Genomic DNA, 22283 nt, shown 5'->3' on the forward strand with positions numbered 1-22283 from the left:
ATCGGAGTCGACTTTTGGGTCGTCACAGATGACCGTTCTGCCGCCGAAAAGCCGTCATTCGTGACGACTGAACGAGGGAGGGGATGCCGCGGGCACGCCTCACGGCGCTGCAGACGCCGCCGGCGTCGGAGTTCGGCACCGCCGGCGAGCGCCGACGGCCACCGCCGCCGACCGCCCCGCCGCGCTCCCAGCGCCCGCTCAGCGGCCCGCGGCGTCGGCGAGCGCGACGCGGCACGACTGCAGCATCGCGCTCAGGACGTCGACATCGCCCGCGTCGAGCATCGCCGTCATGTCGTGCTCGATCTCGGCGGCGGGATCGCGCATGCGGTCGAGCAGCTCGTGCCCGGCGGCGGTGAGGAAGATGCGCAGCTGCCGTCGCGACGACGGATCGGGCGTGCGTTGGATGAGCTCGCGCCGCTCGAGGACGTCGAGCAGCTGCGTCATGCTCTGCGCGCGCACGAAGGAGGTACGGGCCAGCTGCGCCGCGATCGCGCCCGGGTGCCGCTCGAGCACGGTCAGCGCCGTGTATTGGATCGTCGTGATCCCGTGCGCGGCGGCGAGCTCGTCGAGCCGCGACCGTACCGCGAGCTCGACCTGCTTGATGAGGTAGAGCAGCGTCACCGGAGGCGCATCGGTCGTCGCGGTGACGGTCGACCGTGCGCTATCGGGCATCGACGCGTTCCTCCTCAGGCTCGTCGGCCTCATGATCGGTGGCGGGATTCGGCGGCAGATGGCGTCGCGTGGCCCACCGGTCCACGGCATCCCCCACCGACGGCACGATACCGCGCGGCAGCAGCAGCAGGAAAACGACGAGCACCACGCCATAGCCGGCGTACTGCAGTATCGGCCCCGCCGTGGGCGGCAGGCCTGGCAGCGAGGCCACGGCGCTGAGCAGCTGCAGCCACAGACTCAGCGCGACGGCTCCCACGACGCCCCCCCACAGGGTTCCGAGGCCACCGACCATCGCCATGATGACGTATCCGAACGAGGCGAAGGGCGGGTAGGTGTCCTGGCTGACAAACGGCGTGAAGAACGCCCCGATGCCACCTGCGAGCCCCGCGAAGGCCCCGGCGATAGCGAAGACGACGACCTTGCTGCGCAGCACCGGCACGCCGCTGGACGCCGCCGCGCTCTCGCTGCCGGCAAGGGCGCGGATGCCGCGCCCGAACCGCGAGTTCACCAGGTTGTGCGCGACCGCCATGGCGCCGGCGAGCGCCGCGAGCGCCAGGTACGCGTAGGGCAGCTGGCCGCTGAGCACGAGAGGGCCGACCGACAGCGGCGGGATGCCGAAGATGCCGATTCCCCCGCCGAGGAACGGCACGGTGGCCATGACCGTCTGGATGATCAGCAGCACGGCCAGCGTGCCGAACGCGAGATAGTGCCCGCGCAGCCGCAGCAGCGGCCAGCCGATCAGCGCCGCCACCGCCGCCCCGAAGATCGGTGCGAGCACGAGCGTCAGAAGCGGCGGAAGGCCGAGATTGACGGTGAGCGCGGCCACCGTCAGTCCCCCGACCGCGACGAATGCGCTCTGCCCCAGCGACACCTGGCCGGCGTAGCCCATGAACAGCGACAGTCCGGTCACGACGACCGCCGCCAGCACGGTCTGCACGAAGAAGGTCAGGTCGTTCAGCAGCAGCGGGACCACCGCGAGGACCACGAACACGGCGATCGCCGCGATCCAGCGTGCGCGTCCCAGACCCGGACGCACCCGAACAGCACTGGTGCTCATTTCGCCTCCTCCGTGGCCATGGCGCCCGCGCGCACGATCATGATGACGAGCATCATCAGCAGCGCGACGGGCGTCTGGTACGACCCGTTGCCGTAGGCGGCGACGAGTTGCCCGACCACGCCGAGGATCACGGCGCCGAGGAACGTCATCCAAGGGCTGCGCAGTCCGCCGAAGATCGCCGCCGCGAAACCGCTCAGCACGAGCGGCAGGTCCGACGACACCGAGACCGCGGTCGTCGGCGCGACCAGCACGCCGGCAAGACCGCCGAGCGCGCCCGCGATGGCGAACGCCACCAGGCCCATGGCCAGCGGGTGGATGCCGACCAGCCGCGCCGCTCGCGGGTTCGCCGCAGAGGCGGTGAGGGCCTTGCCGATGTCGGTGCGCGCGAAGAACAGGCTCAGCAGCGCGAAGGTCACCAGCGCCACGACGAACACGAGCAGGCGCTGGGTGGCGAGGTTGACACCGAGGACCTGGATGCTGCCGCGAATGCCCGGCGGCGACACGGGGTCCTGCCCCCAGATCGCCACCACCACCGCCTGCGCGATCATGCCGATGCCGAGTGTGATCAGCAGCGAGATCATCGGCGGCGTGCCCGGCTTGCCGATCGCGATCACGCCGATCGCGAGACCGATGACCGCGCAGCCGATCACGGCGACCAACTCGGCGACACCGTGCGGCAGCATCCCGCCCAGCAGCGAGTACGAGATCATCGCGCCGAAGACCGCGAGCATGCCCTGGGCGAAATTGAGCACGTGGGTGACCCGGTAGACGACGACCATGCCGCTGCCGATCAGGGCGAACGAACCCGCCAGGGCGAGCCCCGAGATCACATAGGTGAGAAAGGCCTGCATGTCAGTCCGCCGTCCCCGTGAGGTCGAGCCCGCCGAAGTAGGCGTCCTGCAGCTCGGGGGCGTCGCGCAGCTGGGCCGTCGAGCCCTCCGCCTTGATGCGTCCCGACTCGAGCACATAGGCACGCGAGCACAGTTCGAAGGCCAAGCCGATCTCCTGTTCGATGAGCAGCACCGCCGTGCCGCGCGTGCGGTTGAGCGTGGCCAGATGCTCGACGAGCTGCGCCGCGACCATCGGCGCCAGGCCCAGCGACAGCTCGTCGACGACGAGCAGGTCGGGCTGCGCCATCAGGGCGCGGCCGACCGCGACCATCTGCTGCTGCCCGCCGGAGAGTGTGTCGGCCCGCTGCCGGCGCAACCGGCGCAGGTCGGGCAGCAAATCGTAGACGGGCGACGGGTCTTTGGGCCGGTGCCGCCAGGCACCCAGCCGCAGGTTGTCTTCGACGCTGAGCTCACCGAACATCTGCCGCCCCTCGGGCACCTGCGCCACGCGGCCGCCGACCTCGATCCGCCCCGACACGGGTTTGACGATCCCCGAGACAGCGTTCACCAGCGAGGTCTTGCCTGCGCCGTTGGGGCCGACGAGGGCGACGAGCTCGGCGTCGTCGACGTGCAGCGACACGCCGTCGAGGGCGGTCGCCGCGCCGTAGCGAACGACGAGGTCGTCCACCGAGAGCATCATGCGGCAGCCTGCTTTCCGAGATAGGCGGAGATCACGCGCGGGTCGCGGCGGATCTCATCGGGCGTGCCGTCGGCGATGACCTCGCCGAGGTCGAGCACCGTGATCCGGTCGGCCAGACTCGTCACCATCGCCACGTCGTGCTCGATCAGCATGATCGTCATGCCGTCGCGACGCAGCTCGCGAATGAGGTGCGCCAGGTCGCGGCGCTCGTTCGCACGCAGACCCGAGGCGGGCTCGTCGAGCAGCAGCAGCGACGGCCGTGCGGTCAGCGCGCGCGCCAGCTGCAGGCGCCGCTGCTGCCCGAGGGGCAGCTGCTCGGCATCCCGATCCGCCCAGTCTTCAAGCCCGACCCGTGCCAGCGCCTCGTGCGCGTCGGCGAAGATCTCGCGCTCTTCGCGCCGATGCCGCGGCAGCCGCAGCGCGGCGCTGACCGCACCGGCGCGGGTGCGCGCGTTCGCGCCGACCGCGACATTGGCCAGCACCGACATTCCGGGGAACAGGCGTGCCCCCTGGAAGACTATGGCCACACCGAGCCGCGCCCGGCGGTGCGGGGGCAGCCGGTCGATGGGCTGCCCGTCGAGGACGATACGACCCGACTGTGCGTGCAGGTGTCCGCTGATCATCGTGAACAGCGTCGACTTGCCCGCCCCGTTCGGGCCGATCACCCCGCGCAGCTCGCCGTCGGCGACGGAGAGGGTGACGTCGCGATTGGCGTACACCCCACCGAACGCCCGCGAGAGCCGGTCCACCTCGAGCATTACTTCGGGGCGTCCGTCTTGAACTTGTCGATCTGCCAGTCGGTGGCCTTCCACACGCCGTCCTTGACCACCATGATGCCGATCGCGCTCGAGTCCAGTCCCATGTGGTCGGTCTTGCTGTAGTGGTAGTGGCCGTTCGGGGTCAGCAGATCCGTCTGCTCCAGCGCATCGCGGATCTTGTCGCGATCGGTCGACCCGGCCTTCTCGATCGCGTTCTTGACGAGCTCGATCGCCGTGGCCCCGCCGTAGGCGAACTCGGGCGGATTGACTCCCTTGTTCGCGTCGCGCCAGGGCTTCGCGACCGCCATCACCAGATCCTTGTACGCGCCGTCGGGCAGCGCATCAGGATCGAGAGCTGCGGTGGTCGCGCCGATGACGCCCTCAGCGGCATCCCCCGACGGCTCCAGCCACAGGTTCGATGCCTGCGACCCGGTCACGTAGAAGTCGACGCCCTTGCCCGCGATCTGCTTCGTGATGATCACTGGCGCCGGTCCCGAGCCCCACTGCACGAAGGCGTCGGGCTTGGCTGCGACGACCTTGGTGATCAGCGGGGTGAAGTCGGTGGCAGCCGGGTCGTATGACTCATCGAGCACGATCTTCATGCCGGCGGCCTCGGCCAGCTGCTTGGTGGACTTCTCGCCGGTCTGCCCGTAGAGATCGGTGCCTGTGTAGGCGACCGCGACCGTCTTCACGTCCTGGGTCTTCCAGTAGTCGACCAGGGCCTGCGCGTAGATCTTCGTGCTGCCGGGCGAGGTGAACGCGTAGGCGTTGCTGCCGTCGACGTACTGGTCGACCGGGCTGAGTGCGATGGTCGGGACCTTGTACTGCAGGATGCTGGAGCTCACGGCGGCAGCGGCCGAGGTCATCGAGCTCGCGAGCATCGCCGAGTAGCTCGAGTCGGAGGCCATCTGATTGAACTGCTTGACCGACTCGGTCGGATCGGTCTTGTCGTCGGCGACCGTCAGCTCGACCTTCTGTCCGTTGATGCCGCCGGCCGCGTTGATGTCGGCGACCGCCTGCTCGGCGGCCTCCTTGTCGCCCGCGCCGAGAGCCGAGAGTGGACCGGTCAGCGGCATGACCGCGCCGATCTTGATGGGACCGCCGGCGCTGCCGGACGGTGAGGCGCTGCCGCCGCCGGAACACCCGGCCAGTGCGAGCGCCGTGACGGATGCCACAGCGAGGGCCGCGGCGGCATGCAGGGTCTTGGACTTCATCGTCACTCCGATTCGTCATTGAATGCAGGAAGCCGGGCGGGTATCAGGTTGCCTGACTATCAGGAAGTATGAAGGCCGGGTTCCGCCCCGTCAACCCCTGATTCACGATCGATGCCGGGACGTGATCGAGCCGCGGGCGGGCGTCGGGCCAGGGGCAGGACCGGCTGCCATATTCGGTCGTCACGGATTACGGTCTGCGCGCGAGAAAACGGTCATCTGTGACGACCGAACCGCGTACGCAGTTTTTGGGTCGTCGCAGATTACCGTCTTGGCGCGAGGAAACGGTCATCTGTGACGACCGAACGAGAGGGGGATGCCACGGGCCGCGGCATCCATCCGACTGCCGAATCCGCCCACTGACTGCCGAACGGAGGGAGCCAGGTCGCCCCAGGCCTCCGCGCGCACCGCACCGCGCCCCTGCGCGCACGCTGCCCTGCCGCTCCGCAGCATCCACCCCTTGCGCAATTATCAGGTTGCCTGATACTCCTGACTGCGTCACCCACCGGACGAAGGAGTTCGCATGACCAGAAGGATCACACGCGCCCTCACCACGATCGTCGCCTCATCGGCGCTCGTGCTCACCGGCGGCATCGCCGCCCAGGCTGTCGAGACGACGGCCGATACGTCCACCCACTTCAGTGGCGCCCTCGCGGACGGCGCCACCTGGATCGCCGACAAACCCGCGCACTGGAACGGGGTGCTCGTGCTCTACAGCCACGGGTTCGGTTCGCTGAGCCCGGCGGATGCCCCGAACGACGCCACGAAGGATGCCCTGCTCGACTCGGGATACGCCCTCGTCGGCTCGTCGTACAGCGGACCGACGCTGTGGGCCCTCGCCTCGGCGACCGACGACCAGTTCGCCGCCCTCACCGCCGCCAAGAAGGTGATCGGGCACCCGCGCGAGGTGCTGGCTCTCGGCACCTCGATGGGCGGCCTGATCAGTGCGCAAGAGGCCGAGCGCGGCCACGGCCGCATCGACGGAGCGCTGACGACGTGCGGTCTGCTCGGCGGCGGCGTCAATCTGAACAACTATCAACTCGACGGCGAACACGCCATAGCGCAGCTGCTGGCGGAAGATCCCGACATCCAGCTCGTCGGCTATGCCGATGCGGCCGCGGCGCAGTCCGCCGCTTCGGCACTGACGGATGCCGTGAACGCCGGGCAGCAGACCGCTCAGGGCCGGGCCCGCATCGCACTGGCGGCGGCGCTCATGCAGGTGCCCGACTGGATCAGCGGCGACCAGCCGCCGACCACCTTCGCCGAGCAGGAGGCACAGGAGGCTGCCTGGATGCCGATGATGCTGGGCTTCATGATCTCGGGTCGACCCTCGATCGAGGCCTCGGCCGGAGGCAACGCCTCGTGGAACGTCGGAGTCGACTACGCGAAGCTGATCCGAAAGTCCGAGCACTACACGCAGATCCGGGCGCTGTACCGCCAGGCCGGGCTCAACCTCGACAAGGATCTGCGCACGTTGACCCGCACCGCCGACGTCGCACCCGATACGGACGCGCTGCGGTCGCTGACCGCGACATCGACCGTCACGGGGCGGATCACCGTTCCCGAGCTGACGCTGCACACCATCAGCGACCAGCTCGCACCGATCGCGTACGAGAACCTGTACCGCAAGCAGGTGCAGCGCGCCGGCCGCGCGTCGCTGCTGCGCCAGGCGTTCACGCAGTCGATCGGGCACTGCAACTTCACGGCGGCCGAGATCGTGGGCGCCCTGAACACGCTGCACACGCGCGTGGTGACCGGTCACTGGTCCAGCACCACGGCCCGGGCCCTCACCCGCGCCGCCGACAGGACCGGCTACGGCGACAGCGGCTTCATCGACTATCGCCCGCCGGTGTTCGTCAATGCCCGCAGCTACACGCCTTGGCACCACGGGTGGTCGCGCCGCTGAGCGTCACCCGACGGCGTTGCGTCGTCACGGATGACCGTCCCAGCGGGAGAAAACGGTGATCCGTGACGACCGAACGAAGGGTGTGGATGCCGCGGGCCACAGTGCCAGCGCATACCGGTCAGGCTCGGGGCCACATCGCGGTGAGCGCGAACGAAGAAGAGCGCGGGCCGCGGCATCCACTTTCCCTCTTGTGTTTACCTATGGGCATAGTTAAAGTGGCGAACGAGCGCAGAGCAGCGCTCCTGTGACCCGGAAGGATCCGCCGTGGCAGCGCACAGCCCCGCACCCGACACGACCGCAGCCATCGAACTGGTCGACGGCTTCTCGCTCGAGATGACCGGCAAAGACGTCCCCGCCCTCGACGAGGCCGCCCGCGCCATCCCGGCCGGCACGAAGATCAACGTGACCTTCCTCGGCAACGAAGACCTCGAGATGCGCGTGACCGCGGCCCGGCGCGTCGCCGAGCTCGGCTTCACCCCGGTGCCGCACATCTCGGCCCGCCGCATCCCGTCACAGCAGTACCTGGAGGAGTTCCTCAGCGCGCTGCGCGAGGCAGGCGCGATCGAGCACGTGTTCTGCGTGGGCGGCGACCCGGCCGAGCCCGAGGGGCCGTACCCCGATGCGCTGAGCATCATCCGCACCGGCATCCTTCCGGAGTACGGCGTGAAGGAGGTCTCGATCGCGGGGTACCCCGAGGGCCACCCCGACATCGCGACCGATGTGCTCTGGCAGCACCTCGAAGACAAGTCGGCGGCGTTGCAGGAGCAGGCGCTGGATGCCGTCATCCTGACTCAGTTCGCGTTCGACACCGACCCGGTCGTGACCTGGATCGACGCCGTGCGCGGGCGCGGCATCGACACGCCGATCCGCATCGGCACCCCCGGACCCGCGGGGATCAAGCGACTCCTCGGCTTCGCCCGGCGCTTCGGCATCGGGGCGAATGCGATGATCGTGAAGAAGTACGGATTCAGCCTGACCAACCTGATGGGAACGGCCGGCCCCGACCGGTTCGTGACCGACCTGTCGGCCCTGCTCGCGCAGGACTCGGCATCGGGTAGCGTCAAGCTCCACTTCTACACATTCGGCGGACTGCTGGCGACGGCTCAGTGGGCCGACCGCTTCATCGCAGAACGATCCTGAGGAGGCCCCTCTGTGACAGTCCACAACGAAGCCCTGCGCGATCACGCGTGCCTCATCGTGCACGGCCCCGATCAGCCGGGCCTTGTCGCCGCGGTCACCGCCCTGGTCACCCGCAACGAGGGCAACATCGTCTCCCTCGACCAGTACTCCGACAACCCCGCCGGCGGCGAATTCTTCCAGCGCGTCGTGTTCCACCGCCCCGATCTGGCCGCGGCAACCCCCGACATCGACGCCGACCTGACCGCGACGCTCTCCCCGTACGGGGTGTCATGGAAGCTCACCGACCAGTCCATCCCCAAACGGATGGCGATTCTGGCCTCCACCTCCGACCATTGCCTGCTCGAACTTCTCTGGCGGCACCGCCGCGGCGAGCTGCCCGTGACGATCCCGATGGTCATCAGCAATCACACGAACACGGCCGAAGACGTGCGCACGTTCGGTGTGCCCTTCTTCCACGTTCCCTCGCAGGGCCCCGACAAGAGTGACGCCGAGGCGAAGATCCTCGAGCTGGTCACCGGCAACGTCGACTTCGTCGTCCTGGCGAGGTACATGCAGATCATCAGCGAGGACTTCCTCGACAAGGTCGGCGTGCCCGTGATCAACATCCACCACTCCTTCCTGCCCGCGTTCATCGGGGCGGCCCCGTACCGCAAGGCGAAGGAGCGCGGCGTGAAACTCATCGGTGCCACCAGCCACTACGTGACGAAGGAACTCGACGAGGGCCCGATCATCGAGCAGGACGTCGCCCGCGTCGACCACTCCATGACGGCCGCCGACCTGCAGGCGCGCGGCGCCTACGTCGAGCGCGAAGTGCTCGCCCGCGCTGTGCAGTGGCACGCCGAAGACCGCGTGATCCGATCGGGTAACCACACGATCGTCTTCACCTGACGGGATGCCGCAGCCCGCGGCATCCACCCATCCACGAACAAGGAGGTTCCCATGGCTGACAACCTGCAACAGCTGATCGACGAGACGAATCCCGTCGAGCTGCTGCGAAACTCGCAGATCGGGTCATACATCTACCCGGTGGTGCCCGCGGACTTCACCAACTGGATCAAGGAGCAGAAGGCGTGGCGTGACACCGCCGTGCTCTATGACCAGACCCACCACATGGACAACGTGTTCCTGCGCGGGTCGGACGCCATCCGGCTGATCAGCGACACCGCGATCAACTCGGTGTCGACCTTCCCCGTCGACCGCGCGAAGCAATACGTGCCCACGACCTCGCAGGGGTATGTGATCGGCGACGGCATCCTTTTCCACCAGGCTGAGGACGAGTTCGTCTACGTGGGCCGCGCCCCCGCCTCGAACTGGCTGATGTACCACGCCGAGACCGGCGACTATGCGAACCTCGACGTCACCGTCGACCGCCGTTCACCGTCGCGACCCTACGGACACGCGGTATCGCGGCAGTACTACCGCTTCCAGATCCAGGGGCCGGCCGCGTGGCAGGTCATCGAGAAGCTCAACGGCGGACCGCTTGAGCAGCTGCGGTTCTTCAGCATGTCGACCATGCAGATCGCCGGCAAGACGGTGCGCACGCTGCGCCATGGCATGGCCGGCGCACCCGGTCTCGAGGTCTGGGGCCCGTATGAAGACCACGACGCTATCGCCGCGGCGATCCTCGAGGCGGGGGCCGAGTTCGGGCTGATGCCGGTCGGGTCGCGCGCGTACCCGTCGAACACGCTCGAGTCGGGCTGGATCCCCTCGCCGCTGCCGGCGATCTACACCGGCGAGGCCGAGCGCGGCTACCGCGAATGGCTCGGCGTCGACAGCTACGAGGCCACCGGCACCCTCGCCGGCTCGTTCGTCTCCGACGATATCGAGGACTACTACCTGACACCGTGGGAGCTCGGCTACGGCTCGTTCGTGAAGTTCGACCACGACTTCATCGGCCGCGACGCGCTCGAGAAGATCGACCCGGCCACCCAGCGCCGCAAGGTGACGCTGGCCTGGAACGCCGAAGACATGACGAAGCTCTACGCGTCGCTGTTCGACGTCGAGGGCCCCAGCTACAAGTTCTTCGATCTGCCGCTGGCGAACTACGGCTCGGCGAACTACGACGCCGTGACGGATGCCGCCGGCACCGTCGTCGGCTACTCGATGTTCACCGGCTACAGCGCGAACGAGCGCCGCGCGCTCTCGCTGGCGACGGTGAACCCCGACGTGCCCGAGGGCGCCGAGGTCACGGTGCTGTGGGGCGAGGACCCGAACACGAGCAAGGCCACCGTCGAGCCGCACGAGCAGGTCGCGATGCGCGCCGTGGTCAGCCCCGTGCCGTACTCCACGGTCGCGCGCCAGAGCTACCACGGCGGCTGGCGCACCGGTTACGACCAGGACTGAGCGGGAGGTGGATGCCGCGGCCCGCGGCATCCACTCTCCCTCGCTGCTCCTCACCCCGAGCGAGCCGAATCGGTGAGAGTGCAGCTGGTGGACGAGGAAGCGGTTGGTTCCCTATCTCTCGGCGACCAGCTGCACTCTCACGGGTCAAGGGCGGGGCGAGGCTGGTGCCGGGCGACGCGGGCGACGCGGTGCGTAACGGTCGGGTGCCTTCGCGAGCACACCGCTAACCTCGATGCGGAAGGAGTGGTATGAGTCTGCGCTACGCGCTCTTGGCGATCCTGCGGGTCGGACCTCTTTCGGGCTATGACCTGCAGAAGCAGTTCTCGCAGTCGGTCGGCCACGTCTGGCACGCGCCGGATTCGCAGATCTACCCCGAACTGCGCAAGATGCAGAACGAGGGGCTCATCGAGGGCGAGGAGCAGCGGCGCGGCGAGCGCGGCATGCGCCGGGTCTACCACGTGACCGAGGCCGGCGACCGCGCGTACCGGGAGTGGATGGCCACGCCGCTGGACTACCAGCGGGTGCGCGACCCCGCGCATCTGCGCGCCGCGTATCTTGAGAACACGACGCCCGAGGCGGCGCGCGACTTTCTGCACGGGCACATCGCCTATTGGGAGAGCGAACTCGAGGCTTTCCAGGGTGAGCTCGACCACATCGAGCGGATGGACAGCGCGATGCTCAACCGCAGGCTCGAGGTGACCCCGGACGGCGAGCGCGAGGCGACCATCGAGTACAAGCGCTTCGCGTACGAGGGGCTCGCCGAGCGCGCCCGCGGCGAGATCGATTGGGCCCGCCGCGGGCTGAAGCTCGTCGACCGCCTCGCGTCGCGGGTGGATGCCGCGGCCGGCATCTGAGCGGGGCGGCCGGCCGGGCACGGTGCGCCGCCATCGCCCCCGCCCGTTCGACAAATTCATATGAATCTGTCGAACGCACATCAAACAGGCCGTCGGTTTCATGTGCACAGGACAAATTCATATGAATCCGCCGAGGGGAGGGCGGGAGGGGGCCCCCGCACCCGACGCGTAGGCTTGACCGGTGCAGATGAACGAGGCGCGCACCTGGAACCGCTTCTACGCCCCCGGAACCCCCGTCGACATCGAGACGGCGACCGGCTCGCTGTGCGACCTGCTCGATGAGCGCGTCGCCGAGTTCGCCGACCGCGATGCGATCAGCTTCTTCGGCGCCACGGTGACCTACCGGCAGCTCGCCGACCGGGTCGCGCGCACAGCGAACGGCCTGCGCGAGCTGGGCGTCAAGCCCGGCGACCGGGTCGCACTGGTCATGCCCAACGCCCCGCAGCACGTCATAGCGTTCTACGCCGTGCTGCGCGTGGGCGGCATCGTCGTCGAGCACAATCCGCTGTACACGCCCGACGAGCTCGAGGTGCAGTTCCGCGACCACGGCGCCCAGACCGTCATCGCCTGGGACAAGGTCGCCCCCACAATCCAGGCCCTGCCGGCCGAGCTGGGCATCCGCACGGTCGTCTCGGTCGATGTCACGCGCGCGATGGCGTTCAGCACCCGCCTGGCACTGCGGCTGCCCATCGCCAAAGCCCGCGCATCGCGTGCAACACTGACCGCGCCCGCCCCCGGCACGGTGCCGTTCGCCCGGCTCGAGCGCAGCGCCCCGCTTGCGGCATCCCATCCCCGTCCGCAGGTTAGCGACACCGCGTGCCTGCAGTACACCTCGGGTACGACCGGCACGCCCAAGGGCGCGATCATCACGCACGGCAACCTCTGGTCGAACGCCCGCCAAGGAGCAGCGTGGATGCCGCAGTTCGAACGCGGCAGCGGAAGCATCTACGGCCTGCTGCCGATGTTCCATTCGTTCGGGCTGCTGCTGTCGGTGATCTACTCGGTCGAGACCGGCTCGCGGGCCGTACTCTTCCCCACCTTCGACCCCGATCTGGTGGCGCAGGCGGCCCGGCGCTTCCCGCCGACGTTCATCCCGGCAGTCCCGCCGATGTTCGACCGGCTCGCCCGCGTCGCCCGCGACGGAAAGCTCGACCTCAGCCAGGTCGTGTACTCGATCTCCGGCGCCATGACGCTGACCCCCGCGATCGTGGGGCGCTGGGAAGACCTCGCCGGCTCCATGCTCAACGAGGGCTATGGGATGACCGAGACCAGCCCCGTGGCGCTGGCGAACCCCTTCAGCGACGTCCGCAAGATCGGTGCCATCGGCATCCCGTTCCCCTCCACCGACATCCGCGTCGTCGACCCCGAGCAGCCCACCCGCGAGGTTGCGCAGGGCGAGGTCGGCGAGCTGCTGATCGCCGGACCCCAGGTCTTCGGCGGCTATTGGAACCGCCCCGACGAGTCAGCCGCCGCCATGGTCGACGGACGCTGGCTGCGCACCGGTGACCTCGTCGTGCAAGACGAGGACGGTTTCGTCACCGTCGTCGACCGCAAGAAGGAGCTCATCATCACGGGCGGCTTCAACGTGTCGCCGAGCGAGGTCGAGCGGGTCGTGAACGGCGTGCCGGGCGTGGCCGAGTCGGCGGTCGTGGGCGTGCCGCGCGGTGGCGGAGCCGAGGTCGTCACGGCGGTCGTCGTGCTCGATCCCGGTGCCGCGTTCGATGAGGATGCCGCGCGCGCCGCCGCGCGCGAGAGCCTCGCCGAGTACAAGCGTCCGACCTCGTACCTGGTGTGGGAGGAGCTGCCGAAGTCCCTGATCGGCAAGGTGCTGCGCCGCCGGGTGCGCGACACGCTCATCGCCGACCGCAAGGCAACGCGCGCGGCCGACGAGGAGTAGGGGCGGGATGCCGCGGCCAGGTCTCTGACCGCGACGCAGCGGCGCGCCGCGGCTCGAGTGGCCGCGATCCCGTACGAGGGACGCCTGGACGCAGATCTGCGCCCACTCCGCGGGGCCGGGTCCGCGAGGAGGAGCCTCAGCGCCGCCGCGCGCGGCTGCGCTCGCGCGCCGGCGGCAGCTCGGGCGCCGCGACCTGCGGCCCGACCGCACCCACCAGCTCGCCGATCCCTTCCACGACCAGCCGCACGACATCGCCGGTCTGCAGCGCCGGCAGCTCAGACCCCCGCCCCCACAACTCGCCGAGGCACCCGCCGTTGCCGACGGTCCCCGAGCCGAGCACGTCGCCGGGCACGACCCGCGAATTGCGCGATGCGTACGCGATCAGCTCGGGCAGCGGCCACCCCATGTTCGAGACGAGGTCTTCGCCCACGAGCCGGTCGCCTACCCACGCCTCGGCCCGCACCGCAAGAAACCCGTCGGCATCCAGGTACGGTTCGAGCTCGTCGGCCGTGACGATCCACGGGCCCAGGCTGAGCCCGAAGTCCTTGCCCTTCGCCGGCCCGAGCCGCACCTTCATCTCGCGGGACTGCAGGTCGCGGGCCGACCAGTCGTTCATGATCGTGTACCCGAAGAGAGTGGATGCCGCCTCCGCCGCCGTCAGGTTCGCTTCGCCGACACCGGCGGCAGCTCCCACGACCACGGCGATCTCGAGCTCGAAGTCCAGCCGCTGTGTGACCGGCGGCGAGACAGGCTCGCCGGGGCCGAGCACGGTGTGCGGATTGGTGAAGTAGAAGGTGGGCGCCTTGTACCACTCCGGCACGACCTCGCTCTTGCCGTCCACCGAGGCGCTCACGCCCTCGACGTGCTCTTCGAACGCCACGAAGTCGCGGATCGAGGCCGGCTGAACGGGCGCGAGCAGCCGCACGTCCGAAAGCGGGGTGCCCGCGGCATCCTTCACCCGGTCGTATATGCCGTGCGCGGCATCCAGACCCTGCGCCAGCACGTCGGCGACGGTCAGCCCATCGGGGAAGGGCACCACGCGGTCGTCGATGATGAAGCCGTCGGACGGCTCAGCGACCGGGGTCTCCCACCGCGCGATGCGCATGTCAGGCCAGCTCGGCGAAGGTCTCGGCCACCCAGTCGGCGGTCCACTGCGACACGTACGGCATGTTGTCGAGGCCGATGTGCTCGGCGCCGCCCTCTTCCTGGGTGAAGATGCGCAGCTCGCGCTTGGGCGAGTTCACAGCCGCCTCGTACTCCTTGTGCGCGTACGCGACCGGAATCTGCCGGTCGCCCTCGCCGTGCGTGACGAGGAACGGCACCGTGATGTTCTCGACGACGCCTTCGAGCCGCATGTTCTTCGTCTTCTCGATGAAGTCGTCCATGTCGCTCGCGCCGAACACCCAGTGCACGTGGTCCCAGTAGTGCGGCACGGGGTTCTCACCCTCGCGGTTCCGGCGGGCTTCTTGCACCGCAGCCCAGTCGTAGTTCGCGCCCCACGCCACGGCCAGAGCGATGCGCTTCTCGAACGCCGTCGCGCGCGGCACGTAGTATCCGCCCAGCGACCACCCGACGAGACCCACGCGAGCGGCATCCACCCCCAGCTCGTCCGCGTGCGCCTCGATCCAGTCGAGCGTCGACGCGGCCCACACCTCGGTGTCGTAGCGGGCGCGCAGATCGCGCATGCGCAGCGCCTCGCCCGACCCGGGCGGGTCCATCATGAGCGTCGAGATGCCGCGGGCGGCCAGTTCCTGAGGGAAGCCCGAGGTGTACATCATCTCCTTGGTCGAGTCCAGGCCGTTCCAGATCACGATGAGCGGGTGCGGCGCTTCGCCGGGCGCCCGGTAGAAGTAGCCCGGCAGCGCGGCGCCCTCAGGCGCATCGTCGCCCGTGTAGGGGATGTCGACGGTGCTCAGCGGCACGTCGCCCAGCTCGACGTGCTTGAGCAGCAGGTCGATGGACTTCTGGTAGGCGGCCTTGCGGCCTTCCCACTTGGGCGACTGCAGCCGCTCGGCCTGCGAGGTGTACAGCGCTGCGCGGTAGTACTTCTCGGCGGCGCCCTTGCGCCAGCCGCGGGCCTCGTCTTCCTGCGCCGACGCGAGCAGCCGGTCGGCGACGGCCTGCCACGAGCCGTACAGCAGCTCCGTGCCGACGTCGTCGCCCTGCTGCGACGCCTCGAGCACGGGCCGCGAGGCCTTGTCGACATCGTCGATGAGCCCGCCGTTGTTCAGCGTGGCAACGACCGACATGCTCCACACATAGTTGGTCGGGAAGTACATGTACATGGGGACTCCTTCGGGAGGGGTGGATGCCGCAGCTACGCGCGCACGGCATCGGAAAGGTAGGTGGCCACGCCCGACGTGAACTGCCCGCCGTCGACGGGCACGTCGACTCCGGTCACGTAGGACGCGGCTTCTGACAGCAGGAACGCCACGACGTTCGCGACCTCCTGGGGCTGTCCGCCGCGGTGGAGCGGAGAGACGGCCTCGTTGGCCGCGAGGAACGCCGCTGGGGCGCTCGCGGTCATGTCGGTGTGGATGTAACCCGGGTGCACGAGGTTGACTCGGATGCCACGCGGCCCGAGCTCGGTCGCGCACGAGTGCGACAGCCCGCGGATCGCCCACTTGCTGGCGGTGTACGCGGCCGTGTAGTGGCCGGTCATGCCGGCGGCCGAGCCGACGTTCACGATCGCGGACCCCTCACCCATGAGCGGAAGGAGGGCCTGGATGCCGAGCATGGGGCCCGTGACGTTGATGGCGAGCACGCGATCCCAGTCCTCGCGCACGACGGCTCCGATCCGCGTGCGCTGGGTCACCCCGGCGTTGTTGACGAGACCCTTCACCCGGCGCCCGTCGAGCGCGTCGGCGAGCGCCTGCCACCCCGCCTCGTCGGTGACGTCGAGCGTGCGGTAGGTCACCGTGCCGGGCAGCGGTGCGGCCTCGTCGAGAAGCTCGGGCGCTTCGTCGCGGATGTCGGCGGCCACGACATCGGCCCCCTGCGCCGCCAGCAGGAGCGCTTCTTGGGCGCCCTGGCCGCCGGCCGCTCCGGTGACGACGAAGAGGTTGCCGGCGATGCCCGGCAGCTGGTACTCGCTCATGCGGTCACCGGCCCTTTCCGATCGAGGAGTTCGATGAAGTTGCCTTCGGGGTCCGTCAGGTAGGCGAACCGCACACCGGGCTCGGGTGACGGTCCCGGTTCGGCCACCACCCGCGCGCCCGCAGCCACCAGGCCCGCGAACGTCTCGTCGATGTCGGCGACGCGCAGGCAGAGATGCCCCCAGCCCTGCGCGAGCAACTCATCGGGAGGGGTGGATGCCGGGGCCCGGTGCGTGGACCCGCGGCGCTCAAGAAGTTCGATGGAGATGCCGTCGGGGCCGAGCAGGAACACCCCGCGCAGTCCCGCGCCGGGCACGTCGAACGCGCCCGCGGTGCCGAACCCGAAGGCGCGCTGATACCAGTCCCGCTGGGCGTCGAGATCGCCCACCGACAAGCCGATGTGGTCGACGTGCATGGTCAGTCCCCCTGGTCGGCGGACACGGTGACGCCAGCGGGTGCGTCCGACGCCGGCTTCGCCCCTGTGCCGGCCCGAACATCGTGCGGTCCCTGCGTCATCAACTCGTCGCGCACGTCGGCGGGCAGGGTGCTGAGCAAGCCCTCGTCGAAGCGGCCGTCGATGAGGATGAACGCCATCCGGCACACCTCATCGGTCCGGTTCGCCCACGCATGGTCTGTGCCCCGCTGGATGCAGATGTCGCCGGTGCGCAGCGTCGTCTCGCTCTCGTCGAGGATGAGCACGATCTCTCCTTCGAGCACGATCCCGTAATCGACGGACTCCGTGCGGTGCACCGGAGATTGACGCCCCTCCGGACCGAGGTGTCCGGGGAAGAACTCGTTGATCCGGACCTTGGTGCCCTCCACCGGTGGGGGCACACGGATCGCGTCGACCGTGGGGTCGGGCTCATCCGCAGAGATCGGGGCGGGCGCACCACTGGTCTGCCACACCTCGTAGAATCCGACGCCGTCTTCAGGCATGACCCGGTGGACGGGCACGACGCCGTCCGAGACGACGATCGACAGCCCGTTCGCATCGTGGCCGGTGACCACCCGGCGAGGGATGTTGCCCTGCGGCATCCCGTCTTCACGCCCCCCGGTCCGTGGTGCCGTCATGGCGCGGGCACCAGCGCGACCAGCGCGTCGTTCATGACCCGCTCGGGTTCGGCGTCGCGCGAGCCGGGGTTCTGCTCCCACTTCGCCAGGAGCAGGGAGGCGTCCACGACACCCTTGATGCGCGGGATGCGTCGGTCATGGAAGTCGCTGAGCTGCTGCTGAAGATCACCCTCGCCCGTCACGTACTCGGCGAACAGCAGGGCATCCTCCACGCACAGCGCGGCGCCCTGGGCGATCAACGGCGGAACCGCGTGCACGGCCTCGCCGAGCGCGACGACGCGGCCTGAGTGCCAGGGCCCCTCGACGAAGATCCATTCGATCTCTTGATGGTTCAAGAACGTGTCGGGCCCGATCGACTCGCGCAGCTCGTCGAATTCCCCGTGGTAGTTCTCCATGAGGCGCCTGACCTCTTGCCAATCCTCAAGCCCGTTGTCGGGGCGATCGGGATGGCAGAGCACGAAGACGTAGCAGTGGGTGGGGCTCACCGGTGTGTAACCGACCTTGTACGCTCGCCCGTCGTTCTCGGTGGGGAACGCTATTCCCCCGCTCATGTCGGGGCGCCGGGTCGTGACCGCCCGCCAGATCCCCAGACCGCTGGGCGCCCGGTCTTCGGTGATGCCGAGCTTTGCGCGGTTCTGCGACTTGATGCCGTCGGCGATGACGATGAGGTCCCACGATGCAGTCGTGCCGTCGGTGAGCACCGAGGTGGCCGAGTCGTCATGAGACTCGAACGATGCCAGCTCGACGCCCAGCCGAATCTCCACACCCAGATCTTCTGCCTTTGCGACGAGGATCTCGTGCAGATCCGGTCGCAGCGCACCGATGGTGGGGGGCAGATCGTCGCCGCCGGTGCGGGGCGTGTGCATCTCGGCCAGCACGTGACCGTTGGCCAATGCCAGCTTCAGCCCCTCTTCGGGCTGCCCCACGGCGAGCACCTCGTCGATGACGCCGATCTGCGCGAACACACGCAGCGCGTTGCCCTGAATCGTCAAGCCGTGGCCGACACGGGCCCATGCCTGCGCCTTGTCGACGAGAGTGACCCGCACGTCGCGCTGTGCCAGCGCGATGGCCGCGGTCAAGCCGGTGAATCCCCCGCCCACGATGAGCACATTCCGAACCGACATCCTCGCCCTTCCTCTCACGGCGCGTCATCACGCCTCACCGCTCGAACGTATGAGGGAACGGCGGCCGAAACCAATCGTCGTGCGCGATGACTGCTATCGGGAGGTCACGCAGCGAACAGTCCATCGGCGCGGGCACGCGCGACAAGGGCGCGGAACCACGTGTGGGCGGGATCATGGGCGCGGGCGGGATGCCACCACAGCCGTTCAATCAGCTCCACGGGCGCGAACGGAGTGGGCACGATGACAGTGCCGGTGACCGCCGCGTTCTGCTCAGCCAATCGCCGCGGCACGATGCCGATGAGCCGGGTGCCGCGCACGACGAGCGGGATCGACAGCAGCGTGGAGGTCGTCACGCGCACAGCCGGCCACAGATCGAGCTCACGCATGCGCCGCTCGACGGGAATGATGTGCGCGTGCCCGAACTCGCACCGCACGTAGGGGCTGGCAGCGAAATCCTCCGCTGAGATCTCGCCCGACGCTACGACCGGGTTGCCGCGGTCGGCGACGACGACATACTCGTCGCGGAACAGTTCGACGCTGTCGAGGTCGAGGCCGATCGCCGGCGGGGCCACGACGAAGTCGTGCACCAGCAGATCACGGTTCGCCTCGGCGGGGATCACGTCGAGCTTGGAGAGTTCGACGCTGATGCCGGGCGCCGCGGCGGAGGCCAGTCCCAGCAGCGGCCGCAGCTCGATCGCGGCGTAGTCGGTCATCTCCATTCTGAAGCGTCGCTTCGCGGTGGCCGCGTCGAACGGCTCCGTCTGCCCGAGTGCGGTGGCCACCAGCGGAAGCGTGAGCTGCACCTGCGGCAGCAGCTGCCGCGCCAGGGGCGTCAGCTCGTAATCACGCCCGACGCGTACCAACAGTTCATCGTGGAACACCGCCCGCAGGCGTGACAGTGCCGACGACATCGTCGATTGGCCGATGCCGATCCGCTCGCCCGCGCGCGTCACGTTGGACTCTTCCAGCAGGGCGCGCAAGGCGACGAGCAGGTTCAGATCGGGTTCATCATCGACCACAGATGCATGGTATCCCGTGGGCGCATGGCAGCCGCGCCGCGGTCGACTTACTCTCGAGACACAAGCCTCGGGCCGCGGCATCCCTCCGCGCCCCTCCGATGAAGGGTCGACGATGACACAGCGACTGGTCTCACATCTGCGCTACGCGGCACTCGCGGTGCCGAACTTCGACGAGGAGCGCGACTTCTTCATCCGGCACTGGGGCCTGACCGAGGTGCACGGCGAAGACGGCCTGAGCTACCTCGCCGCCGAGGGCTCGACCGAGCCGTTCATCCTGCGCCTGCGTCGCGACGAGAAGCGCGTCGACCTGGCCGGATTCGGCGTACGCAATCGCGCGGACGTCGACGCTCTCGCCGCCAAACTGCACGCCGACGACGTGCAGTTCGTGCACGAGCCGCAGGAGCTGACCGGGTTCAGCGGCGGCTACGGCTTCCGCATCTTCGACGGCGACGGCCGCGTGCTCGAGTTCTCGACCGGGTACCAGACGCGGGAAGCCCGCAAGATCCGCGAGCGCGAGCCCATCCCGGCCAAGCTCTCGCACATGGTCTTCAACTCGCAGGACCTCAACAAAACCGCGCGGTGGTACATCGACCATCTCGACTTCACGATCTCGGACTCGCTCGTGCGCCCCGACGGCGCCGAGATGATGCATTTCCTGCGCTGCAATCCGAACCACCACTCGATCGCCGTGGCGATGGGCCCGCACCACTCACTGCACCACCTCTCGTTCGAGATGCGCGGCATCGAGGAGTGGATGCGCGGTGCCGGCAAGATCCTCCGCTCGGGCGCCCGCATGATCTGGGGTCCCGGTCGGCACAACGCGGGCGACAACACGTTCGCGTACTTCCTCGACCCGGCCGGCAACACCATCGAGTACACGACCGAGCTGGCGCTGGTCGACGACGACCTGTGGGAGGCCCACCGCCACGACATCAGCGAGTTGTCCACGCAGGATCAGTGGGGCACGGCCCAGGAGATGAGCGAGCTCGTCGCCCGCGAATCGTTCAACGACATCGACAAGGGCCTGTTCGTCGCACCGCCGGTGTGACCGGGCTGCGGCATCCACCCATTCGTTGAAAGAGGACCGACAATGACACGCATCCACTTCGCCGTCGACCACGGCGGGTACGAACTGGGCCGGGCGCTCGAGCAGCGGGCGACCGACGGCCGCTTCGAGGTCGTCTGGCACGGCGCTGATGAGCTCGATCCGGGTGACGACTACCCGGTGTACGCCATCGCCGTCGCGCAGGCGGTCGTGAAGGACCAGGATGCCGGTATCGACGCGTTCGCGGTGCTCGTCGTCGACGAGGCCCTCGCCGGGGTCGTCGCCGCGAACAAGGTGAACGGCGCGCGCGCCGTCACGACGACATCGCCGCGTGCAGCGGCCACGGCCCGCGCGGTCGTCGATGCCAACGTGCTCGTGATCGACGGTGTGGCGTTCGAGGAGTCGGCGTGGCTGAACATCTACGCGTTCGTCTCGAGCGGCATGGACCAGACCGTCGAGCGCGGCCGGCAGATCCTGCAGATCGAGGAGTATGAGAACGCCGGCACCATCGAGGGATGGGCCGTGCAGCTCGAGCCCGAGCAGATTCTGCGCACCTACTGACCTTTCGCCAGAGACCTGGAGGTTTCACATGCCCCGTGCCGCACTGTACGACCACACCGGAGGACCCGATGTTCTCTACATCGGCGAGGTGCCCGAGGCCGAACCCGGGCCCGGAGAGGTCGTGCTTCGCGTGCGCGCCGCCGGCCTGAATCCGTTCGACAGCAAGATGCGCAGCGGATTCGTTCCGCTGGACGCGCCCTTTCCCCGGCGCACGGGCAGCGATGTCGCCGGCACCGTGACCGCCGTCGGGACGGGCGCCTCATACGCGGACGGCACTGATGTCGCCGTCGGCGACGAGGTGATGGGCCGTGCCGCCGGCGCGGTCGCCGAGCAGGTGGTCGCGGCGGCCGCCGAGGTGACGCGTCGACCCGACGGCGTGAGCATCGAGGTCGCCGGCAGTCTCTGGGTGGCCGGGCTGACCGCCGTCTCGTGCCTTGTCACCGTCCCTGTCTCCGCCGACGACACGGTGCTCGTCGGCGGCGCGACCGGTGCTGTGGGCCTGATCGTCTCGCAGCTGGCCATCGCAGCGGGTGCGCGGGTGATCGGCACCGCGAACGAACGGAACCATGAGTTGCTGCGCTCGCTCGGTGTGGAACCTGTCGCGTACGGAGAAGGTCTCGCCGACCGCGTGGCGGCGCTCGGACAGGTGACCGCTGTCGTCGACGCGCACGGCCGCGAAGCCCTCGACGCCGGCGTGGCACTGGGTGTCCCCGTGAAGCGCATGGTGGCGATCGCCGCGTACGGCGTCGCCGAAGAGCTGGGCACCCTCGAAGCCGAACGCGAGGCGCGCACCGCGGAGAACCTCGCGAAGCTCGCCGACGACGTCGCGGCGGGTCGGCTCGCGCTGCCGATCGCGGCCTCCTTCCCCCTCGACGACGTGGTCGCCGCCTACACGGCACTGGACGAGTCGCACGACCCGGGAAAAGTCGTCGTCACGCCCTGACGGCGACGCGGCAGTGTCGCCATCTCACGCAGGTGGGAGGGCGACAGGCGGAAAGGA

Annotated in this window: 22 protein-coding genes; 9 read left to right on the plus strand and 13 right to left on the minus strand. The window is 69.0% G+C overall.

Annotated features, from left to right (window positions below):
* Positions 1 to 198: 198 nt before the first annotated feature.
* From PU630_RS14530 to PU630_RS14555, 6 genes are read right to left on the minus strand one after another with little or no spacing between them, the layout of a single operon-like run.
* Positions 199 to 672 carry a MarR family winged helix-turn-helix transcriptional regulator gene (locus PU630_RS14530; protein WP_275277772.1) on the minus strand — a complete coding sequence of 158 codons (474 nt, stop codon included), beginning with the start codon at positions 670 to 672 and terminating at the stop codon, positions 199 to 201.
* A complete protein-coding gene (locus PU630_RS14535) occupies positions 662 to 1729 on the minus strand; it encodes a branched-chain amino acid ABC transporter permease (protein ID WP_275277773.1) in 1068 nt (355 codons plus the stop codon). The genes PU630_RS14530 and PU630_RS14535 overlap by 11 nt, the downstream gene beginning before the upstream one ends.
* On the minus strand, positions 1726 to 2580 hold the full coding sequence (locus tag PU630_RS14540; protein WP_275277774.1) for a branched-chain amino acid ABC transporter permease: 855 nt from the start codon (positions 2578 to 2580) through the stop codon (positions 1726 to 1728). The genes PU630_RS14535 and PU630_RS14540 overlap by 4 nt, the downstream gene beginning before the upstream one ends.
* Before the next feature lies 1 nt (position 2581).
* Positions 2582 to 3259, minus strand: a complete 678-nt coding sequence (locus tag PU630_RS14545; RefSeq protein ID WP_275277775.1) for an ABC transporter ATP-binding protein — start codon at positions 3257 to 3259, stop codon at positions 2582 to 2584.
* Positions 3256 to 4017, minus strand: coding sequence for an ABC transporter ATP-binding protein (locus PU630_RS14550; RefSeq protein ID WP_275277776.1), 762 nt, complete (start codon positions 4015 to 4017; stop codon positions 3256 to 3258). The genes PU630_RS14545 and PU630_RS14550 overlap by 4 nt, the downstream gene beginning before the upstream one ends.
* Complete coding sequence (locus tag PU630_RS14555) at positions 4017 to 5231, minus strand: ABC transporter substrate-binding protein (protein WP_275277777.1); 1215 nt, start codon at positions 5229 to 5231, stop codon at positions 4017 to 4019. Before PU630_RS14555 ends, PU630_RS14550 begins: the two co-directional genes overlap by 1 nt.
* Before the next feature lie 520 nt (positions 5232 to 5751).
* Here PU630_RS14555 and PU630_RS14560 point away from each other — a divergent pair.
* The 6 genes from PU630_RS14560 (at position 5752) to PU630_RS14585 (ending at position 13368) form a co-directional block, all read left to right on the plus strand.
* Positions 5752 to 7134 (plus strand): alpha/beta hydrolase, encoded by a 1383-nt coding sequence (locus tag PU630_RS14560; RefSeq protein WP_275277778.1) that lies wholly within the window; start codon positions 5752 to 5754, stop codon positions 7132 to 7134.
* A 333-nt stretch (positions 7135 to 7467) separates the two neighbouring features.
* Positions 7468 to 8274, plus strand: coding sequence for a methylenetetrahydrofolate reductase (locus PU630_RS14565; protein ID WP_275280113.1), 807 nt, complete (start codon positions 7468 to 7470; stop codon positions 8272 to 8274).
* Positions 8275 to 8286: 12 nt separating this feature from the next.
* Positions 8287 to 9162 (plus strand): formyltetrahydrofolate deformylase, encoded by an 876-nt coding sequence (gene purU / locus PU630_RS14570; RefSeq protein ID WP_275277779.1) that lies wholly within the window; start codon positions 8287 to 8289, stop codon positions 9160 to 9162.
* A 51-nt stretch (positions 9163 to 9213) separates the two neighbouring features.
* The gene (gene ligM / locus PU630_RS14575; RefSeq protein ID WP_275277780.1) at positions 9214 to 10617 is read left to right on the plus strand and encodes a vanillate/3-O-methylgallate O-demethylase; all 1404 of its coding nucleotides are present in this window, start codon (positions 9214 to 9216) and stop codon (positions 10615 to 10617) included.
* Positions 10618 to 10865: 248 nt separating this feature from the next.
* Entirely contained in the window at positions 10866 to 11471 is a 606-nt protein-coding gene (locus PU630_RS14580; protein ID WP_275277781.1) for a PadR family transcriptional regulator, read from the plus strand.
* A gap of 187 nt (positions 11472 to 11658) precedes the next feature.
* Positions 11659 to 13368 (plus strand): long-chain-fatty-acid--CoA ligase, encoded by a 1710-nt coding sequence (locus PU630_RS14585; RefSeq protein WP_275280114.1) that lies wholly within the window; start codon positions 11659 to 11661, stop codon positions 13366 to 13368.
* Positions 13369 to 13504: 136 nt separating this feature from the next.
* Here the strand turns inward: PU630_RS14585 and PU630_RS14590 are convergent, their stop codons facing one another.
* From PU630_RS14590 to PU630_RS14620, 7 genes are all read right to left on the minus strand, one after another.
* Entirely contained in the window at positions 13505 to 14473 is a 969-nt protein-coding gene (locus PU630_RS14590; protein WP_275277782.1) for a fumarylacetoacetate hydrolase family protein, read from the minus strand.
* A 1-nt stretch (position 14474) separates the two neighbouring features.
* Positions 14475 to 15653: an alpha/beta hydrolase family protein gene (locus tag PU630_RS14595; RefSeq protein WP_275277783.1), complete on the minus strand. Its 1179-nt coding sequence runs from the start codon at positions 15651 to 15653 to the stop codon at positions 14475 to 14477.
* Between the two features lie 32 nt (positions 15654 to 15685).
* On the minus strand, positions 15686 to 16465 hold the full coding sequence (locus PU630_RS14600) for an SDR family NAD(P)-dependent oxidoreductase (RefSeq protein ID WP_275277784.1): 780 nt from the start codon (positions 16463 to 16465) through the stop codon (positions 15686 to 15688).
* Positions 16462 to 16878 (minus strand): VOC family protein, encoded by a 417-nt coding sequence (locus PU630_RS14605; protein ID WP_275277785.1) that lies wholly within the window; start codon positions 16876 to 16878, stop codon positions 16462 to 16464. The genes PU630_RS14600 and PU630_RS14605 overlap by 4 nt, the downstream gene beginning before the upstream one ends.
* 2 nt (positions 16879 to 16880) lie before the next feature.
* Entirely contained in the window at positions 16881 to 17534 is a 654-nt protein-coding gene (locus tag PU630_RS14610; protein WP_275277786.1) for a cupin domain-containing protein, read from the minus strand.
* Positions 17531 to 18658: an FAD-dependent oxidoreductase gene (locus PU630_RS14615; protein ID WP_275277787.1), complete on the minus strand. Its 1128-nt coding sequence runs from the start codon at positions 18656 to 18658 to the stop codon at positions 17531 to 17533. The genes PU630_RS14610 and PU630_RS14615 overlap by 4 nt, the downstream gene beginning before the upstream one ends.
* A 104-nt stretch (positions 18659 to 18762) precedes the next feature.
* On the minus strand, positions 18763 to 19677 hold the full coding sequence (locus tag PU630_RS14620) for a LysR family transcriptional regulator (protein WP_275277788.1): 915 nt from the start codon (positions 19675 to 19677) through the stop codon (positions 18763 to 18765).
* A 112-nt stretch (positions 19678 to 19789) separates the two neighbouring features.
* Here PU630_RS14620 and PU630_RS14625 point away from each other — a divergent pair, with 112 nt between their 5' ends.
* From PU630_RS14625 to PU630_RS14635, 3 genes are read left to right on the plus strand one after another with little or no spacing between them, the layout of a single operon-like run.
* Positions 19790 to 20725: a VOC family protein gene (locus PU630_RS14625; protein ID WP_275277789.1), complete on the plus strand. Its 936-nt coding sequence runs from the start codon at positions 19790 to 19792 to the stop codon at positions 20723 to 20725.
* A gap of 42 nt (positions 20726 to 20767) precedes the next feature.
* Positions 20768 to 21283 carry an RpiB/LacA/LacB family sugar-phosphate isomerase gene (locus tag PU630_RS14630; protein WP_275277790.1) on the plus strand — a complete coding sequence of 172 codons (516 nt, stop codon included), beginning with the start codon at positions 20768 to 20770 and terminating at the stop codon, positions 21281 to 21283.
* A 28-nt stretch (positions 21284 to 21311) separates the two neighbouring features.
* Positions 21312 to 22226, plus strand: a complete 915-nt coding sequence (locus PU630_RS14635; protein ID WP_275277791.1) for an NADP-dependent oxidoreductase — start codon at positions 21312 to 21314, stop codon at positions 22224 to 22226.
* Positions 22227 to 22283 lie beyond the last annotated feature (57 nt).

The sequence above is a fragment of the Microbacterium horticulturae genome (genome assembly GCF_029094505.1).
Classification (GTDB): Bacteria; Actinomycetota; Actinomycetes; order Actinomycetales; family Microbacteriaceae; genus Microbacterium; species Microbacterium horticulturae.

Coding starts and splice junctions, on each gene's coding strand:
- PU630_RS14630 (WP_275277790.1), top strand. CDS start 20,768: ATGACACGCATCCACTTCGCCGTCGACCACGGCGGGTACGAACTGGGC.
- PU630_RS14605 (WP_275277785.1), bottom strand. CDS start 16,878: ATGCACGTCGACCACATCGGCTTGTCGGTGGGCGATCTCGACGCCCAG.
- PU630_RS14550 (WP_275277776.1), bottom strand. CDS start 4,017: ATGCTCGAGGTGGACCGGCTCTCGCGGGCGTTCGGTGGGGTGTACGCC.
- PU630_RS14590 (WP_275277782.1), bottom strand. CDS start 14,473: ATGCGCATCGCGCGGTGGGAGACCCCGGTCGCTGAGCCGTCCGACGGC.
- PU630_RS14610 (WP_275277786.1), bottom strand. CDS start 17,534: ATGACGGCACCACGGACCGGGGGGCGTGAAGACGGGATGCCGCAGGGC.
- PU630_RS14565 (WP_275280113.1), top strand. CDS start 7,468: ATGACCGGCAAAGACGTCCCCGCCCTCGACGAGGCCGCCCGCGCCATC.
- PU630_RS14585 (WP_275280114.1), top strand. CDS start 11,659: ATGAACGAGGCGCGCACCTGGAACCGCTTCTACGCCCCCGGAACCCCC.
- PU630_RS14615 (WP_275277787.1), bottom strand. CDS start 18,658: ATGTCGGTTCGGAATGTGCTCATCGTGGGCGGGGGATTCACCGGCTTG.
- PU630_RS14600 (WP_275277784.1), bottom strand. CDS start 16,465: ATGAGCGAGTACCAGCTGCCGGGCATCGCCGGCAACCTCTTCGTCGTC.
- PU630_RS14535 (WP_275277773.1), bottom strand. CDS start 1,729: ATGAGCACCAGTGCTGTTCGGGTGCGTCCGGGTCTGGGACGCGCACGC.
- ligM (WP_275277780.1), top strand. CDS start 9,214: ATGGCTGACAACCTGCAACAGCTGATCGACGAGACGAATCCCGTCGAG.
- PU630_RS14625 (WP_275277789.1), top strand. CDS start 19,790: ATGACACAGCGACTGGTCTCACATCTGCGCTACGCGGCACTCGCGGTG.
- PU630_RS14595 (WP_275277783.1), bottom strand. CDS start 15,653: ATGTACATGTACTTCCCGACCAACTATGTGTGGAGCATGTCGGTCGTT.
- PU630_RS14560 (WP_275277778.1), top strand. CDS start 5,752: ATGACCAGAAGGATCACACGCGCCCTCACCACGATCGTCGCCTCATCG.
- PU630_RS14580 (WP_275277781.1), top strand. CDS start 10,866: ATGAGTCTGCGCTACGCGCTCTTGGCGATCCTGCGGGTCGGACCTCTT.
- PU630_RS14530 (WP_275277772.1), bottom strand. CDS start 672: ATGCCCGATAGCGCACGGTCGACCGTCACCGCGACGACCGATGCGCCT.
- PU630_RS14540 (WP_275277774.1), bottom strand. CDS start 2,580: ATGCAGGCCTTTCTCACCTATGTGATCTCGGGGCTCGCCCTGGCGGGT.
- PU630_RS14635 (WP_275277791.1), top strand. CDS start 21,312: ATGCCCCGTGCCGCACTGTACGACCACACCGGAGGACCCGATGTTCTC.
- PU630_RS14555 (WP_275277777.1), bottom strand. CDS start 5,231: ATGAAGTCCAAGACCCTGCATGCCGCCGCGGCCCTCGCTGTGGCATCC.
- PU630_RS14545 (WP_275277775.1), bottom strand. CDS start 3,259: ATGATGCTCTCGGTGGACGACCTCGTCGTTCGCTACGGCGCGGCGACC.